The organism is uncultured Halovibrio sp., assembly GCF_913056445.1.
In the GTDB taxonomy this organism is placed as follows: Bacteria; Pseudomonadota; Gammaproteobacteria; order Pseudomonadales; family Oleiphilaceae; genus Halospina; species Halospina utahensis_B.
The window spans coordinates 17,471-32,090 of sequence record NZ_CAJXMA010000001.1; the positions used below are offsets into that span (position 1 = coordinate 17,471).

12 protein-coding genes are annotated in these 14,620 nt (G+C 62.3%); 4 read left to right on the top strand and 8 right to left on the bottom strand.

Annotated features, from left to right (window positions below):
• Window positions 1-26: 26 nt before the first annotated feature.
• Window positions 27-272 carry a hypothetical protein gene (locus QZ501_RS00125; RefSeq protein ID WP_077529884.1) on the top strand — a complete coding sequence of 82 codons (246 nt, stop codon included), beginning with the start codon at window positions 27-29 and terminating at the stop codon, window positions 270-272.
• A 26-nt stretch (window positions 273-298) separates the two neighbouring features.
• Here the strand turns inward: QZ501_RS00125 and QZ501_RS00130 are convergent, their stop codons facing one another.
• From QZ501_RS00130 to QZ501_RS00140, 3 genes are read right to left on the bottom strand one after another with little or no spacing between them, the layout of a single operon-like run.
• The gene (locus QZ501_RS00130) at window positions 299-682 is read right to left on the bottom strand and encodes a response regulator (protein WP_151440206.1); all 384 of its coding nucleotides are present in this window, start codon (window positions 680-682) and stop codon (window positions 299-301) included.
• Window positions 683-733: 51 nt separating this feature from the next.
• Window positions 734-1,285, bottom strand: a complete 552-nt coding sequence (locus tag QZ501_RS00135; protein ID WP_160898163.1) for a hypothetical protein — start codon at window positions 1,283-1,285, stop codon at window positions 734-736.
• Between the two features lie 12 nt (window positions 1,286-1,297).
• Window positions 1,298-4,834 (bottom strand): response regulator, encoded by a 3,537-nt coding sequence (locus tag QZ501_RS00140; RefSeq protein ID WP_160898164.1) that lies wholly within the window; start codon window positions 4,832-4,834, stop codon window positions 1,298-1,300.
• Window positions 4,835-4,925: 91 nt separating this feature from the next.
• Between QZ501_RS00140 and QZ501_RS00145 the strand changes: the two genes are divergently transcribed.
• Window positions 4,926-6,038: a hypothetical protein gene (locus QZ501_RS00145; RefSeq protein WP_295716337.1), complete on the top strand. Its 1,113-nt coding sequence runs from the start codon at window positions 4,926-4,928 to the stop codon at window positions 6,036-6,038.
• A 14-nt stretch (window positions 6,039-6,052) separates the two neighbouring features.
• Here QZ501_RS00145 and QZ501_RS00150 read toward each other — a convergent pair whose 3' ends face one another.
• From QZ501_RS00150 to QZ501_RS00160, 3 genes are all read right to left on the bottom strand, one after another.
• Window positions 6,053-6,304 carry a hypothetical protein gene (locus tag QZ501_RS00150; protein ID WP_151440202.1) on the bottom strand — a complete coding sequence of 84 codons (252 nt, stop codon included), beginning with the start codon at window positions 6,302-6,304 and terminating at the stop codon, window positions 6,053-6,055.
• 112 nt (window positions 6,305-6,416) lie between these two features.
• Window positions 6,417-7,727: a serine hydrolase domain-containing protein gene (locus QZ501_RS00155; protein WP_295716339.1), complete on the bottom strand. Its 1,311-nt coding sequence runs from the start codon at window positions 7,725-7,727 to the stop codon at window positions 6,417-6,419.
• Window positions 7,728-7,786: 59 nt separating this feature from the next.
• A complete protein-coding gene (locus QZ501_RS00160) occupies window positions 7,787-8,626 on the bottom strand; it encodes an ion transporter (protein ID WP_295716341.1) in 840 nt (279 codons plus the stop codon).
• 143 nt (window positions 8,627-8,769) lie between these two features.
• On the opposite strand from QZ501_RS00160, the gene QZ501_RS00165 reads away from it, so the two are divergent.
• Both QZ501_RS00165 and QZ501_RS00170 read left to right on the top strand, forming a co-directional pair.
• Window positions 8,770-9,372, top strand: coding sequence for a TetR/AcrR family transcriptional regulator (locus tag QZ501_RS00165; RefSeq protein ID WP_151440199.1), 603 nt, complete (start codon window positions 8,770-8,772; stop codon window positions 9,370-9,372).
• Between the two features lie 37 nt (window positions 9,373-9,409).
• Window positions 9,410-10,636, top strand: a complete 1,227-nt coding sequence (locus QZ501_RS00170; RefSeq protein ID WP_295716343.1) for an NADH:flavin oxidoreductase/NADH oxidase family protein — start codon at window positions 9,410-9,412, stop codon at window positions 10,634-10,636.
• Between the two features lie 9 nt (window positions 10,637-10,645).
• Here QZ501_RS00170 and QZ501_RS00175 read toward each other — a convergent pair whose 3' ends face one another.
• Window positions 10,646-11,557, bottom strand: coding sequence for an alpha/beta fold hydrolase (locus tag QZ501_RS00175; RefSeq protein WP_225741707.1), 912 nt, complete (start codon window positions 11,555-11,557; stop codon window positions 10,646-10,648).
• Window positions 11,547-14,618: an efflux RND transporter permease subunit gene (locus QZ501_RS00180; protein WP_295716348.1), complete on the bottom strand. Its 3,072-nt coding sequence runs from the start codon at window positions 14,616-14,618 to the stop codon at window positions 11,547-11,549. The genes QZ501_RS00175 and QZ501_RS00180 overlap by 11 nt, the downstream gene beginning before the upstream one ends.
• Window positions 14,619-14,620 lie beyond the last annotated feature (2 nt).

A 14,620-nucleotide genomic window follows, 5' to 3' on the forward strand; every position in this document is an offset into this window, starting at 1 on the left:
CGAGCAACGCGGACAGGAGGGGTCCCATGAGCCAGAAAGCGAATCACAACAGCAACCGTATCCGCCGCCCCGGGCGTCTGCCGTTCCTGGACGCCATCTGCAAGCGCCTCAACCAGCGCGTGAACCTGGAGGATGAACGCTCGGTTCTGGCTCTGTATGAGCGCGGTTGGATCTTCCATGGTGTTCTGGGTACACCGAGCGAGGCGGAAAGCCGCTACATCCGCTCGCTTGCAGCCCGGTACAACTCCTGGATCCAGAAACAGGTGGCCTGAGAGGAAGGAGGGCGCACAACAGCGGCTCAGGCGCCGCTGTTGTGGATCATCATGTAGTTGTTGACCACATCCTGGATCTTTTCACGGGAATAGGGTTTGACCACATAACCATTGGCGCCGGCGGTGATCGCCCGCTGAATGCTGTCGATGGAATCATCGGCCGTAACCAGCACCACATGCTGCTGCCGATTCGCCGCCTTGATCTCCTTCATCACCTCATGGCCATCACGATCCGGCAGGCCAAGGTCCAGCATCACGATCTGGAAACTGTCTCCATTGAAGGCCTCCACCCCGGATGCCGCATCATCCGCTTCAACCACCCTGCTCACACCGACGGCATAGAGCATCTCGGTGAGCATCTGGCGCATGGTGGGTTCGTCCTCAACAACAAGCACGTTGAGATTCGTCATTGGATCCTCTCGATTGTTCTCCAGCCTCTCAACTATAGCAGGCGTGCACCCTTACGCCTCATCGCGTGACATTCTCTGACTTTCTCCGTCCCTGGCGGGAAGTTCCAGCTCGCGCTCGCCCTCGGTGTCACCCTGATCCGGGTCCTCACTACCGAAAAGGACCGGGTCCGGGCGTGTCAGGAGATTGCTGATACTGATCGCGGTGGTATAGAGCGAGATGGCGACGATCAGCAGTATCGGCTGGACAAACACAACCATCCGCGGCACCTCCTCACTGGTGGTGATCAGGAGCAGCATCAGAATGGCCGGCCCGAGCACCAGCAGCAGGGTCAGTGCCAGAAAGAACACGATGCGCTCACGGAAATGGCTCAGACTGTGATCGGTGATCAGCCCGAGCACGAACTTGCCCAGAGCCAGCCCCCCCAGAATGGCCGCGGCAATGGAAAGATCCGGCGCCGTGAGCGTGGCTTCCGGATGGCCATGCCAGGCCCGGGTCAGGGCGATCACGGCAAACGGGAAGAGAATGAAGATCACATCCGCGTAGGTCCCGTACATCATGTTGACGGTTTCGTGGTTCGTACGATGGTCCGGAAGATGGTTCATGGCATCATCCTGTTACTGTTGACTGTCCCGCCCCTCCAGAGCCTGCCGGATAAGGCCGGCCAGCTCCGGATAGAGGTTGACCGCATGGGTCACGTCCTGGTTCTTGAGGGCGCGTTCCACTTCGGCCGCCTTCTCCGTAATCAGCGGGTACCCCATGGCGCCCGCCGTTCCCTTGATCTGATGGACCTGGCGCTGCAGATCCATCCAGTGCTCATCCCGGATCGCCTGCTCCATGGTGTCGAGCCGCTCCGGCAGTCCATCCAGGAACTGATCCACCAGGTGCTGGATATCCGGATCCGTTCCCGACTCTGATTCAGCCTCCGCCGATTCCCCACCCCCCAAGTGTTTCTGCAGCAGCACCCGCAGCTGCCCGGAATCAATGGGTTTGTGCAGAACGCCGTCGCAGCCCGCTTTCTGGAGGTCATCCACTTCCGACTCATCGCCCGCGGTGAAGGCAATGATCGGCCGCCGGAAACCGGTCTGGCGCAACATCCGGGTCGCCTCCGGGCCGTCCATCTCCGGCATGTGGCTGTCCATCAGCACCAGGTGGACCGTTTCGCTCATGGCGGTGGACACCGCCGCGGACCCCGTATCCACCGACAGCACCGTCACCCCGAAGCGCGCCAGAAGGCGCTCGACCAGGCGGCGGTTGTCCTCGTTGTCTTCCGCTACCAGCACTGTGCCCTGATACTGTTGCACCACCTCTGTCCTGGCCTCACTGCGCACCCGCAGGTAACGGGCCAGTGTCTCGTAGAAACGCCGCTTGTCGATGGGCTTGGCCAGATAATCGTCACAGCCGGCTTCCTGATAGTCCTGCAGATCCTCCGCCATGACATTGGCCGTCAGGGCAACGACCGGTGTGTTGATACCGGCTTCCCGGATGGCCCGGGTGGCATCCCGGCCATTCATCACCGGCATCTGGATGTCCATCAGGATCAGATCCCATGCTTCGCTGCTCGCCCGCTCCAGCGCCTCGGCCCCATTGCCCACATGGGCCACCTCGGCCCCGGTGCGGGTGATGAGCAGATCCACCAGTTTGCGGTTCACCTCGTTGTCCTCCGCCACCAGGATGCGGCCACTCAGGTGGGGTGCATGCAGCATGGGCAGCTGGCGACGGCGCTGGGTCATCTCCGAGGCGTCACGGATCATGTGGACACCGTCCAGTGGCCCGCTGTCGATCGTGACCTCAAACTCACTGCCCTCGCCATAGACACTGTCCACCCTGATATCACCGCCCAGCAACTCGGCGAGATGCCGGGAGATGCTCAGGCCCAACCCCGTTCCCCCGTACTGGCGAGCGGTGGCGGCGGCACCCTGGGCGAAGGGGTCGAACAGGCGCTCCATCTGCTCCGGCTTCATACCGATGCCAGTATCCACCACCCTGGCATGCAGCTTTTCCTGCTCCCGGTCGCAGCGGATCGCGATGTGGATACTGCCCTTATCGGTGAACTTGAGCGCATTACCGCACAGGTTGATCAGGATCTGGCGGAAACGTGTCGGATCCGTGCGGATGATCTCCGGCAGCGGGTACTCGCACTGGATGAAAAACTCGAGCCCCTTCTCCCGGGCCCTGGGGGTGAAGAAGGCACGCACCTCGTCCAGCAGTTCCGGGAGGTTGACGTTCAGGCGCTCCACCTCAAGTTTGTTCGCATCGATCTTGGAATGGTCGAGAATGTCGTTGATCAGGTCGAGAAGGTGACGCCCTGAACGGACCACGGTCTCGGCACTGCCGCGTTTCTCGGACTCGCTGAGATCCGGTTCCATGAGGGTTTCACCATAGCCGATGATCGCCGCCAGAGGTGTGCGGATCTCGTGGCTCATGTTCGCCAGGAACTGGCTCTTGGCGGCGGCCGAGTTGCGGGCGATCTCCTTCTCCAGTCGTTCGTTCTCGCGCTCCTTCTCAACCTCGTGGCGCTGGCGCCGCTCGGTCACATCCACGAAGGTGCCCTCAAGGTGGCTGGGCTCGCCGTCCTCGGTATAGATGGTCCGGATGGAGATATTGGCCCAGCGTTCCTCGCCCTGACAGGTCTCGAAGGTGCCTTCAACCCCGTGTACTTCGCCCTCCTTCTCCAGCTGCCGGATCACCCAGTGGCGGACACTCGACTGGGAGAAGCAGGCCCGCAGCGCATCCGGAACGCCATTGATCAGGCTTTCGACGGTACTGTAGCCCAGGATTCGCGCCATGGAGGGATTGGCGTCCAGGAACCGGCAGCTGGTCGACATCTGGAAGATCCCTTCCATGGCATTCTCGAACAGAGCGCGGTAGCGGTGGAGATTGGCCACCGCCTGCTGGTTCCACTCCAGGGCCTCGCGCTGGACGATCTTGATGCGGTTGGCGAACGCCAGTGACAGCAGGATGTTCTGGGCCACGAACCCGATCTGGGGGGCGTGGCTGGTGAAACTGTTGAGCGGGTAATACCCCATCACGGCGGTGCCGTAGAAGCCCACGCCGACCAGGGTGCACAGCCAGGAAACAAAGTAGATCCCGGCGCTGGGCAGCTCATTGCGCCAGGCCCAGTAACTGAGCGCGATGATCACCACCGCCAGGCCCACGGAGCCGACCACGGTCCATTCCATCGCCACGTGGTAGTCGTGAAAGAGGCTGATCACCAGCGTGGTAATGGCCGCGTACAGGCAGAGCTTCAGCACCTGGTCCAGGTGGGCGGCGCGGTTGCGGGTATCCAGCAGTTCCCGCGCCATCATGGTGCCGAAGATCCAGCTCAGCTGGATGTAGATGTGCAGGTACTCCTTGTGGAGCCAGGACTGGAGCCCGCCGAACACCTGCATGCCATGCACCTGTTCGGTCATCACGAACAGCATGGCGAACAGGATGTAGGTGGTGTAGTAGATGTAGCCCGGTTCGCGCACCACCAGGGTGACGAAGAAGTTATAGGCCAGGAGGGCGAACAGCGCCCCCATGAACAGCCCCTGGATCCACTCATCCACCGCGACCTTGCCCAGGTAGCTGTCCAGCTCCCACAGGTTCAGGGGCAGGCGCATGGTGTTTCGGGTTTCCACGCGCAGAAGCAGCGTATAGCGTTCCCCGGGCGCGAGGTTCAGACGGAAGGACGGGTTGGGCACCGCGAATTCCCGCTCGGACCACTCATCCGAATAGCGGTGCTGCTGCCGCGTCACCACCTCGTCCTGTTCATTGACCAGGTACAGGTCCGCCTGATCCACCAGCGGCAGCACCAGTTCCACCACCCAGTCGGCCACCGGGTGACTGCCGTTACGGTAGACAAGGTCGCGCTTGATCCAGAATACCGACTCGGTATAGCCGTAGTTGAGCACCCCTACAGTGTGCTCATTGAACTCCGGCGTATTGCCGGCGATCACATCCTCCAGGCTGTATTCGTGGGCCTCGTCCTGGAGATAACGGAAGCAGCTGCCGATATTGTGGTGCTCCTCCCCGTCACGGATCTCCACGGGGCCCGCCAGGCAGCTCCCGGCTTCCTGCGCGCTGGCCCCGGACACCACAACAGGGCACAGCACCGCCAGCGCAAGGAGCAGCCAGGCATACCGGGGATGTGCGGGCAATCTGGCGTTCAAAACTGTGATCTCTCCGGACGCGGGGAAAGCAATCGCGCATTATGCTGTAAATGTGCATTCACCGGAACAGTATGGTCGCTGGAGTGGATTGATGAAAACGCGCCTGTGTTTCAGAGCGTATGCGGCGTCTCTGGCCGTTCTGCTGAGCGCCGGGCTCACCGGCTGTGAGCTTGACACCGGCTCCTCCGGGGGCGGCCCGGGGTCCTGCACGGATGGCTTCACCTTCGAGGATCCGTCGCAAGTGCAGTACGGGTCGCTGACCATCGATAAGGATCAGAACACCAATCCCGCTGGCGCGAACCTTGAAAAGACGCTGTTCCGCCAGTTCGCAAGGATTGCAGAACCGGCTGACGGGACGGAGAACCAGAATCAGGCAACGGAAGCCTATGATTTCTTCAAAAAAGAGACTGAAAAATTCATAGGGTTCAACAAAGACAACCTGCCGGACTACAACCAGGTGAGAAACGGCTTTGACCTTCTGGAAGCCATGATCGCCTCCGGCAATGTCGCCCCCCTCCAGACCGCCCGGGATGCCATGGCGAACTGCGTTCGCGAGGACGCCCCCGGCAGCATCAGGGTCAACACACTGAAAGTCACGGAAACAGAGGTCCCCGAAGACGAGCGGGAAACATGGGAGCTGGGAGTGAACTACGCTCACAACCCGGAACCACTGACGGATCCCACGCCCTTTGGTCCCAACGTCGCGCGCGTGGCTTTCACACCGGAAAGCTTTGTATTCACGCTCTACCCCAACCAGGCATTTCAGGGCATCGGGCCCTCATCCGGATTCAAACAGCCAAGCAAGTTGATCGCCGGTTTCAACGCGGACTTCGAGGAAACCGTGAACGAAGAGGAGAGTTCCGGGGATTCAGGTAATGACGGAGGAGATCCAGACTCGGTGATCTTCGAATCCTTCCTTGAGAACACACAGGACGACCGGGGTGATGACCGCAGTCAGACCGACCGCTGGTCCTGGAGTTCTGAGGAAGGAACCACGGATTTCTCTGGCTATGATTCTGGAATCGACAGGGCAAAGTGCGTGCGGGTTACGGCTGACTACTCGGACAGCACCTCGCAGGATCGTATAACCGTGGAACTGGCCTCGGAAGCGTGTCCCAGCATCAGTGATCCCACAGACTTCAACGCGGAGAAATCTTTCACCTATAAGTCAGCTGACCCAACCGTTGAGCAGGTCCGGAACTGAGCAGCCGTGCGGGCTCACCGCCGGCTGCACCCCGTATCCATACCCCACTGCTCCATGAAGGCCCGCTTCTTGCGGATCAGGCGCTCGTAGGTGCTGACAATGCTGGCGCTGTGCGCGGTGGGTGATTCCCGAAGGGCATCCACCCGTTCCTGCAGTGACCGAAGTTCACTGCAGAGCCGCTGATGAAGATGGTCGTGGACACTCTCGAACTGATCCAGGGCGATATCGGTATCAGCCCTCATCACATCCTGTTGTTCGCTGCGCATCGTAATAACCCGTCCCTGCCTGGTTATACTGACTACTTTTTGCGCATTCTGCCCCGACTGACATCGGATTGCAATAAGATGTGAACAGGCTTTCACCATTTTACACAAGCGTTCAGGTCGCGCCCGGAGCACCCTGAACGACTCCCAGCGGCCGCTCCGATTCCTCCAGTACGGGGAAACTGCTGCACACCTGATTCACGAAACCCGCCAGCACCGGCAGATGATGCCCCACGATGGGAATGCCGGTATTGATCAGCGACACGCTGATGTCGCGGCTCGGGTCGGCCCAGCACCATTTGTTGATCAGGCCCACATGGCCGAAGGCCTCGCCCGACTGCGGCCCCCAGAGCCCCACCGGATCCGCCCCCAGCATGAAGCCGGCGCTGAAGCGCATGGGAATCATCATGGTGCGGTCAATCTGCATGCGGCCGTAGGCCTGCACCGCGCGGATGACCGTCTGGCGGTCGCAGATGCGCTTACCGTTCCAGGTGCCCCCATTGAGCATCATCTGGAAGAAGCGCCCCATCTCCTCGGCGGTGCCGCACAGGTTGCCGGCGGGGATGACCGCCTCCTGGAAGCGCGGATCATTGCTGACCTCGGCCACGGTATTGATGTCGCCACCCAGGGCCCGGCGTACGATCCAGGACACCGGAAACACCAGTTTGGGGCCTGTGGCGTAGTTCCAGGCCAGATCCAGCAGGTTGTCATGGTCAATGCCGTAGGTGAAGAAGCGCATGCCCATGGGCTGGCGCAGGCGCTTGTCCAGCAGGCTATCAATGCTTTCCCCGGTGACCCGCCGAACCACTTCCCCCAGGACGTAACCACCCGTGATGGCATGGTAGGCAACCGTGCTGCCGTCCGCCTCTATGGGCCGGGCATCGCACAGCAGCTTCCAGATGTAGCGCTCGTCCCAGAGCGCATCGATGGGTGTGTCCTTGGGCAGACCCGGGATGCCTCCGCGATGGGACAGGATCTGGTGGATGGTGATGTGCTTCTTGCCGTTGCGGGCGAATTCCGGGCAGTAGAAGCTGACCGGGTCCAGCAGATTGATGAGCCCATCCTCCGCCAGCATGTGAACGAGCAGGGCGGTCACGGCCTTGGAAGCGGAGAAATAGCAGACGGGTGTCTCCGTTGTCATGGGCACCCGGGGCCCATCGGGGCGATCCTCGGGCCCATTGCCCTGGGCATGGCCAAGGGCCCGGTTTAGAAGAAGCTGGCCCCGGTGGCGCAGCGTGATCTGAAGGCCCGGATGGGTCCCGGTACGATACAGCGCGGCCACCCTCTCCCAGACGGCCTCAACGGACTCGCTGCTCACACCCGCTTCGGCGGCGTTCTGCTCCCCGTCCCTGTCCACGGTTGTGACCGTATCCAGATCCCCCGGGATGCGACTGCTGTGAAGCCGTTTCCTGAGCCATTCGTTCATCGGAGCTGCTCCCTCCTGCCGTTCCCTTGTTCAATGTAACATTCCAGTATGGCACGGAATCAGCCTCTGCGCGTGCCGTCCCTGCGCTCCAGGCTGGTCTCGATGCGATCGAGCTGCTGCTGGAGCTCCTGCATGTGCTCATGGATCCGGTGCACCTCCACGGCCTCGCCCTCACCGTTCTCCTCGTCCACACGCTGGCTTTCCTTTTCCATCACCTGCAGCACGATACCGATCATCATATTCAGGAAAATGAACGCCGTGAGGAACAGGAAGCTCAGATAATAGATCCAGCTCAGGGAGTACACTTCCTGGGTCTCATACATCACATCCGTCCAGTCCTCGAAAGTGGCGATGCGGAACAGCGTCAGCATGGAGCGGGCGATGTTGCCCCAGAGGAAATCATTGATGTGGCCGAACAGGAAGCTGCCAAAGGCACCGTAGATGTAGAAGATGATGAACATCAGCAACACCACGTAACCCATGCGCGGGATGGCCTTGAACAGCGACCCCATCAGGATCCGCAGCTCCGGGATCAGCGACACCAGGCGCAGGACCCGGAAGATGCGCAGCAGGCGTGCCAGCAGCACCATTTCCGAGTCGTCGATGGGGATCAGGCTTGCCACCACAATGATGAAATCGAAGACATTCCAGCGCTCACGGAAGAAGTCCCGCAGGCGCTCCTCCGCCGCCATCCGGATCAGGATCTCGATCAGGAAGAAGACCGTCACCGCCCAGTCCAGTACCCCCATCACCTGGTCGAATCGACTGACGCCCTCGTAGGTGCGGGCGCCAATGAGCAGGGCGGAGACGATGATGATGCTGATCACCGCGCCCTCAAAGAGGCGGTTACGGTGCAGCGCGTCGAGTCGGCGCTTCAGGTCGCTGGCACTCTGAGCCATTCACTGAACCTCCTGTGGACGGAAAACGGCATTATCACTGATCCACCCCGTTCACACGAGGATTTGACCTCCCTCCGGAGAACAGATAATGTTCAAAACATCGAGTAGACGACCGGTCTAATTGGCACAGAAAGTCAATCATCATGTCCAGAGCCCAGCGCAATCCCAACCTCCGCCAGGAACTCCTTGAAGCAGGTGTTCACCTGCTGTCCGAGCAGGGGTACCACGGCACCGGTATCAAGGAGATCCTGGACCGGGTCCAGGTCCCCAAGGGGTCCTTCTATCACTACTTCAGCAGCAAGGAAGGCTTCACCGCCGAGATCATCGAGGATTACACCGAGGATCTGCTGGCGCTGATGGACCGCCACCTGGACCAGCCCCGCGACTCCGCCCGCGAGACCATCCGCCAGATGTACGGGCTGATGATCACCGAGTTTGAACGCCGGGGCTGCATCCGGGGCTGCCTGCTGGGCAACCTGGCCGCCGAAATCGGCGCTGCCAGCCAGCAGTGCCAGCAGGCCCTTCAGAAAGGTTACCGCGACTGGCGGGAACGGTTTGTGCCACTGGTGGAACAGGGCCAGCGCCTTGGCGAGTTCCGCGACGACATTCCCGCCAGCGCCCTGACCGACATCTTCTGGAACCACTGGGAGGGCGGCATCCTGCGCATGAAGCTCGAGGGCCAGGCCGATCTGCTGCGCGCGGATCTGGACTGGCTCCTGGACCGCCTGATGGCCCCCGCCCCCTGATTTCCGATCCCAATCCCTTTTATGGAGTATCCGTTCCATGGCAACACCCACACTGAATGACGAAAAAACACTGCAGCGCGGCCGCCCCATCAAGAACCGCCTGATCAAATCCGCCATGAGCGAGCAGCTGGGCAACGCCCGGCACGACCCGGATGAACGGCTCGCCCGCCTGTACCGGGCCTGGGCGGACGGCGGCATCGGTCTGTCCATGACCGGCAACGTCATGATCGACCGCAACGCACTGGGCGAACCGAAGAACGTGGTGCTGGACGAACAGTCCGACCTGGACGCCTTCCGGAACTGGGCCGAACAGGGCCAGGCCAACGCCACCCAGGTATGGATGCAGCTCAACCATCCCGGCAAACAGATCCCGAAGTTCCTGAACAGCCAGCCGGTAGCGCCTTCCGCGGTGCCCCTGGGAGGCGGGCTGGAGAAGATGTTCGCCACACCCCGGGCCCTGGAAGGGGATGAGATCCAGGCCATCATCGGCCAGTTCGCCCGTTCCGCGCATCTTGCAAAGGAAACCGGCTTCTCGGGGGTCCAGATCCACGGCGCCCACGGCTACCTGGTGAGCCAGTTCCTCTCTCCGCGCCACAACCAGCGTGACGATGAATGGGGTGGCTCACCGGAGAACCGCCGCCGCTTCGTGCTGGCCGTTCATGAGGCCATCCGTGAGGTGGTGGGCCCGGACTTTCCGGTTGGCATCAAGCTCAACTCGGCGGATTTCATGAAGGACGGCTTCAGCGAAGAGGAATCCATGGATGTGGTGCGGGCACTGACCGAGGCCGGCATCGATCTCATCGAGATTTCCGGCGGCACCTATGAGGCACCCGCCATGACCGGGTTCAAGGCCAAGAAGGAAAACGCCCGTGAAGCCTACTTCCTGGATTACGCGGACGCGGTCCGCCGCCACACGGACGTCCCGCTGATGGTCACCGGCGGCTTCCGTTCCGCCACCGCCATGCAGCAGGCGCTGGACTCCGGTGCTACCGATTTCATCGGTCTGGCCCGCCCGATGGCCGTGGACCCGGAGCTGCCACGCACCCTGCTCAGCAACCCTCAGGCTAAGCTGGCCATCAAGCGGCCGTCCACCGGCTTCAAGGGGCTCGACAAGGCACTGATGCTGGACATCACCTATTACGAGTCCCAGCTCGCCCGACATGCGGACGGCAAAAAGCCGAAACCCGGGCTCAGCCCCTGGATCACCGTCGCCAACACCTTCGCTGCCATGGGCGCGAACGCCTTCAAGCCGCGCCGCGGCTGAACACCGGCGTCAGTGGGGCTCGTCAGCCCGGCGCGTGAGGGCGATGGTCTGGTCCACGATCCGGTTGACCAGTTCATCCGGAAGGTCATGGCCCATGCCCCGGATCCAGGCCAGACGCACCCCCGGTATCAGCCGGTGCAACCGGCGTGCGGCCTGGGGCCGGATCAGGGGATCCGCGGTGCCATGCAGGATCAGGGTGGGCGCGTGGATGCGGCGACTGTAGTCCGAGAGATCACCAGTGGCGAGGATGGCCCGCATCTGGCGCAGTATCCCCCTGGGCCGGTAGCTGCGATGGTAGTCGGCACGGATGTGGCGTTCCGTCTCCACCAGGTCGCGCGGGTACGCCGGGCTCTGGATCCGCTTCCAGAGTCCCAGCCCCCGGGCGACGGCCGCCTCCTCGTCATGGCCTTTGACGCCGCCACCCTGGAGCCACCAGATCACCTCCGGTTTGGGCAGGGGCATGCGCGGACTGTTGTTGGACGTCATGACCAGCGCCAGACTGCGCACCCGCCGGGGATGGGTCGCCGCCAGCAGCTGGCCGATCATGCCCCCCATGGAGACCCCCTTGACGTGGGCACTCTGGATGCCGAGGGCATCCATCAGCCCCACGGCGTCGCGGACATGATCATGAAGGGTATAGGGCGCGTCCAGCTTCAGGCCCATCCGGAACCGGGCCATGGCCATCACGGGATGGCCGTCCACCGACGCCTCTATCTCCGAGGAAAGACCGATGTCCCGGTTATCGTACCGGATCACCCGGAAACCCGCGCGAGCGTAGCGCTCCAGCATGGCTTCCGGCCACAGAGTCATCTGTGCCCCCAGACCCATGATCAATAACAGAGGTGGTCCCTCCGGGTCCCCCCGTTCCTCCACGCAGAACGTCAGACCATTGCTTTCGATGTACCGGGTTTCAGGTGTCACTCTTACCTCCTCTGCCGGGCAGCCAACGCTCACCCAGCAACAGCAGAATCGGGGTAACCAGCAGCGTAAGCACGGTGGCAAAGGCCAGACCGCCTGCAATGGCGCTGGAAAGCTGGGTCCACCACTGGGTGGACGGGGCGTTGATGCCCAGCGCGGGGGTGAGCAGGTCCACGTTCACACCCAGCACCATGGGCATCAGGCCCAGTATTGTGGTCACGGCCGTCAGAAGGACCGGCCGCAGACGCAGGCATCCAGTCTCAAGGGCGGCCTCATAGGGTGACAGGCCCTCCCCGCGCATCACATTGAAGGTGTCGATCAGCACGATGTTGTTGTTCACCACAATGCCGGCCAGCGCAATGATGCCCATACCCACCATCACCACGCCAAAGGGCTGGGCATTGAGCAGCAGCCCCAGCAGCACGCCGGCCGTGGACAGCACAATCGCGGAGAGAACCAGAACCGCCTGATAGAGGCTGTTGAACTGGGTCACCATGATGGTGAACATCAGGAACAGGGCGACCGCGAACGCGGTGCTCAGGAAACGGGCCGACTCCTGCTGATCCTCGTTCTCACCGGCCACTTCGATGCGGATACCGTCCGGAAGTGACGGCATGGCCGACTGCAGCGTCTCCAGCCGCTCCGTAACCTGCTCGCCGGAGGCCACATCCGCCTTGATGGTGATGGCCCGCTGGCCGTCCACGCGCTTGATCACGCCCGTCTTGGGCGCCGGCTCAAGGTCCATGAAGTTGGTGATCGGCACCTGGCCGCCTTCCGTGTGCAGGGTCAGACGCTCGAACTGGTCCAGGTTGCGCCACAGCTCCGGCAGCCGCACCAGGATATCCACCTCATCCCGCACGCCCTCCGGCCGGTAGGTGGACAGTACCAGGCCGTTGGTCACCAGCCGGACCACATTGCCCACGCTGACCACATCGGCCCCGAAGCGCGATGCAGCCTCACGGTCCACGTCGATCTGCCACTCGATGCCGGGCAGGCTGCGGTCATCCTCAACATCCACGAAACCGCCCACTTCCTCCATGGTCGCTCTTATCCGATCCGTGGCCGTATCCAGCTTCTGTTCACCCACACCGCGCACCTGAAGCTCCACGGGCTTGCCCTGGCCGGGCCCCTGTTGCTGCTGCCGGAATTCCAGCTTGATGCCTGGAATATCCCGGGTGCGCTCCTGCAGATCCGCCAGGATACGGCTGGCCGGGCGGCGCTTCTCCCAGTCGACCAGCTGGAACTGGATGGTGCCAATCACATCGGGTGCCATCTGGTCCCCGGCGCTGGCCCGGGAACGGGCGTACAGCGCCTCGACCTCCCGGAGCCCGTACATCCGTTTCTCCACTTCCCGGACAATGGCGTCGCGTTCGTACACGGACAGGTCGCCACGGGCCCGGATGTGCACCTGGGCGGAATCCGGCTCCACGTCCGGAAAGAACTCAACGCCATGATTGAAGGCCCCATAGGCGCCATAGATGCCAGCCATGGCCACCAGGAGCAGCAGAAGGGTACGGCCGGGCCAGGTCAGGGAGCGGTCCAGCAGCCGCCGATACGCCCGACCAAAACGGCTCGGCCGGTTATCGCCGCCTTTCGCGCGCCCGCCACTGACCCCACCCAGTATGGGCAGGAAGATCAGTGCCATGACCAGTGACATGAGCAGACAGAGGATCACCGTGATCGGCAGGAACTTCATGAATTCGCCCACCACCCCGGGCCAGAACAGCAGCGGGATGAACACCGCCAGGGTGGTGGCCGTCGAGGCGATGACCGGCCAGGCCATGCGGATGGCGGCCTCGGCCCAGGCCTCGCGCGGTGGCATGCCCGACAGGCGGTTCCGGTCCGCCAGTTCCGACACCACGATGGCGCCGTCCACCAGCATGCCGGCGACCAGGATCAGGCTGAACAAAACCACAATATTGAGGGTATAGCCCAGCAGCCAGATCAGGAGGATACCCGAAAGGAAGGCACCTGGAATGGTCAGGCCCACCAGCAGCGCCGAACGTGGGCCCATGACGGCCACCACGATGACCAGCACCAGCACGATGGCCGTCAGGACGTTGTTGAGCAGGTCGGAAAGGATGTCATTGACCTCGTCCGACTGGTCCATGATGGTGGTGATCCGCACCGCATCGGGCAGCCGCTCGCGCGCCTGATCCATCAGGTGCTGGACCTTCTGGACAGTCTCGATGATGTTGGCGCCTGTGCGCTTGGAGATTTCCAGGACCACTGCAGGTTCGCCGTTGATGCGCGCAAAACCCTCCGGATCCTTGAAGGTGCGCTGGAGGGTGGCCACGTCCCCGAAGGTGACCACGGAATCATCCGCCACCTTCAGGGGCATGGACATGACATCCTCCAGGGTCTCGACCACCCCGGGCACCTTGAGGGCCATGCGGCCGGCGCCGGTATCCAGACTGCCGGCCGCCACCAGCTGGTTGTTGCGGGCCACCCGGTTACCCAGGGTGGCGTAGTCGATCCCGTAGCTGTCCAGAACCTGCGGATCCACGACCACCTCGACCATGTCCTCCCGGTCACCGGCGATCTCCACTTCCAGAACTTCCGGAATCCCCTCAATCTCGTTCTGGAGATCCCGCGCCATACGGATCAGTTCCGGCTCGGACAGTGGACCGGAAAGACCAATGGTCAGCACCGGGAAGAGCCCCACGTTGACCTCGTTCACGCGCGGCTCCTCGGCTTCCGAAGGAAGATCCGCCCGGGCAATGTCCACCTTTTCGCGCACATCCTGAAGCGCCTGATCGGCGTCAAAGCCGGCGTCGAATTCCAGCATGACCGAAGCATGGCCCTCACTGGCCGTCGAGCTCATCTCCTCGACACCTTCCAGCGAGCGCAGTTCCTGTTCCATCGGGCGGACCAGCAGCCGTTCCCCATCCTCCGGGCTGACGCCCTCCAGCGCCATTGAGACGTAGATCATGGGGATGGGGATATCGGGATTGGCTTCCCTGGGTATGGTCTGGAAGGCCACTATTCCCGCCACCACAAGGAAGATCAGGGTCAGTATGGTGGTGCGTGCGCGGTCCAGGGCCGCGTTGATGAGGCCGCGCATGC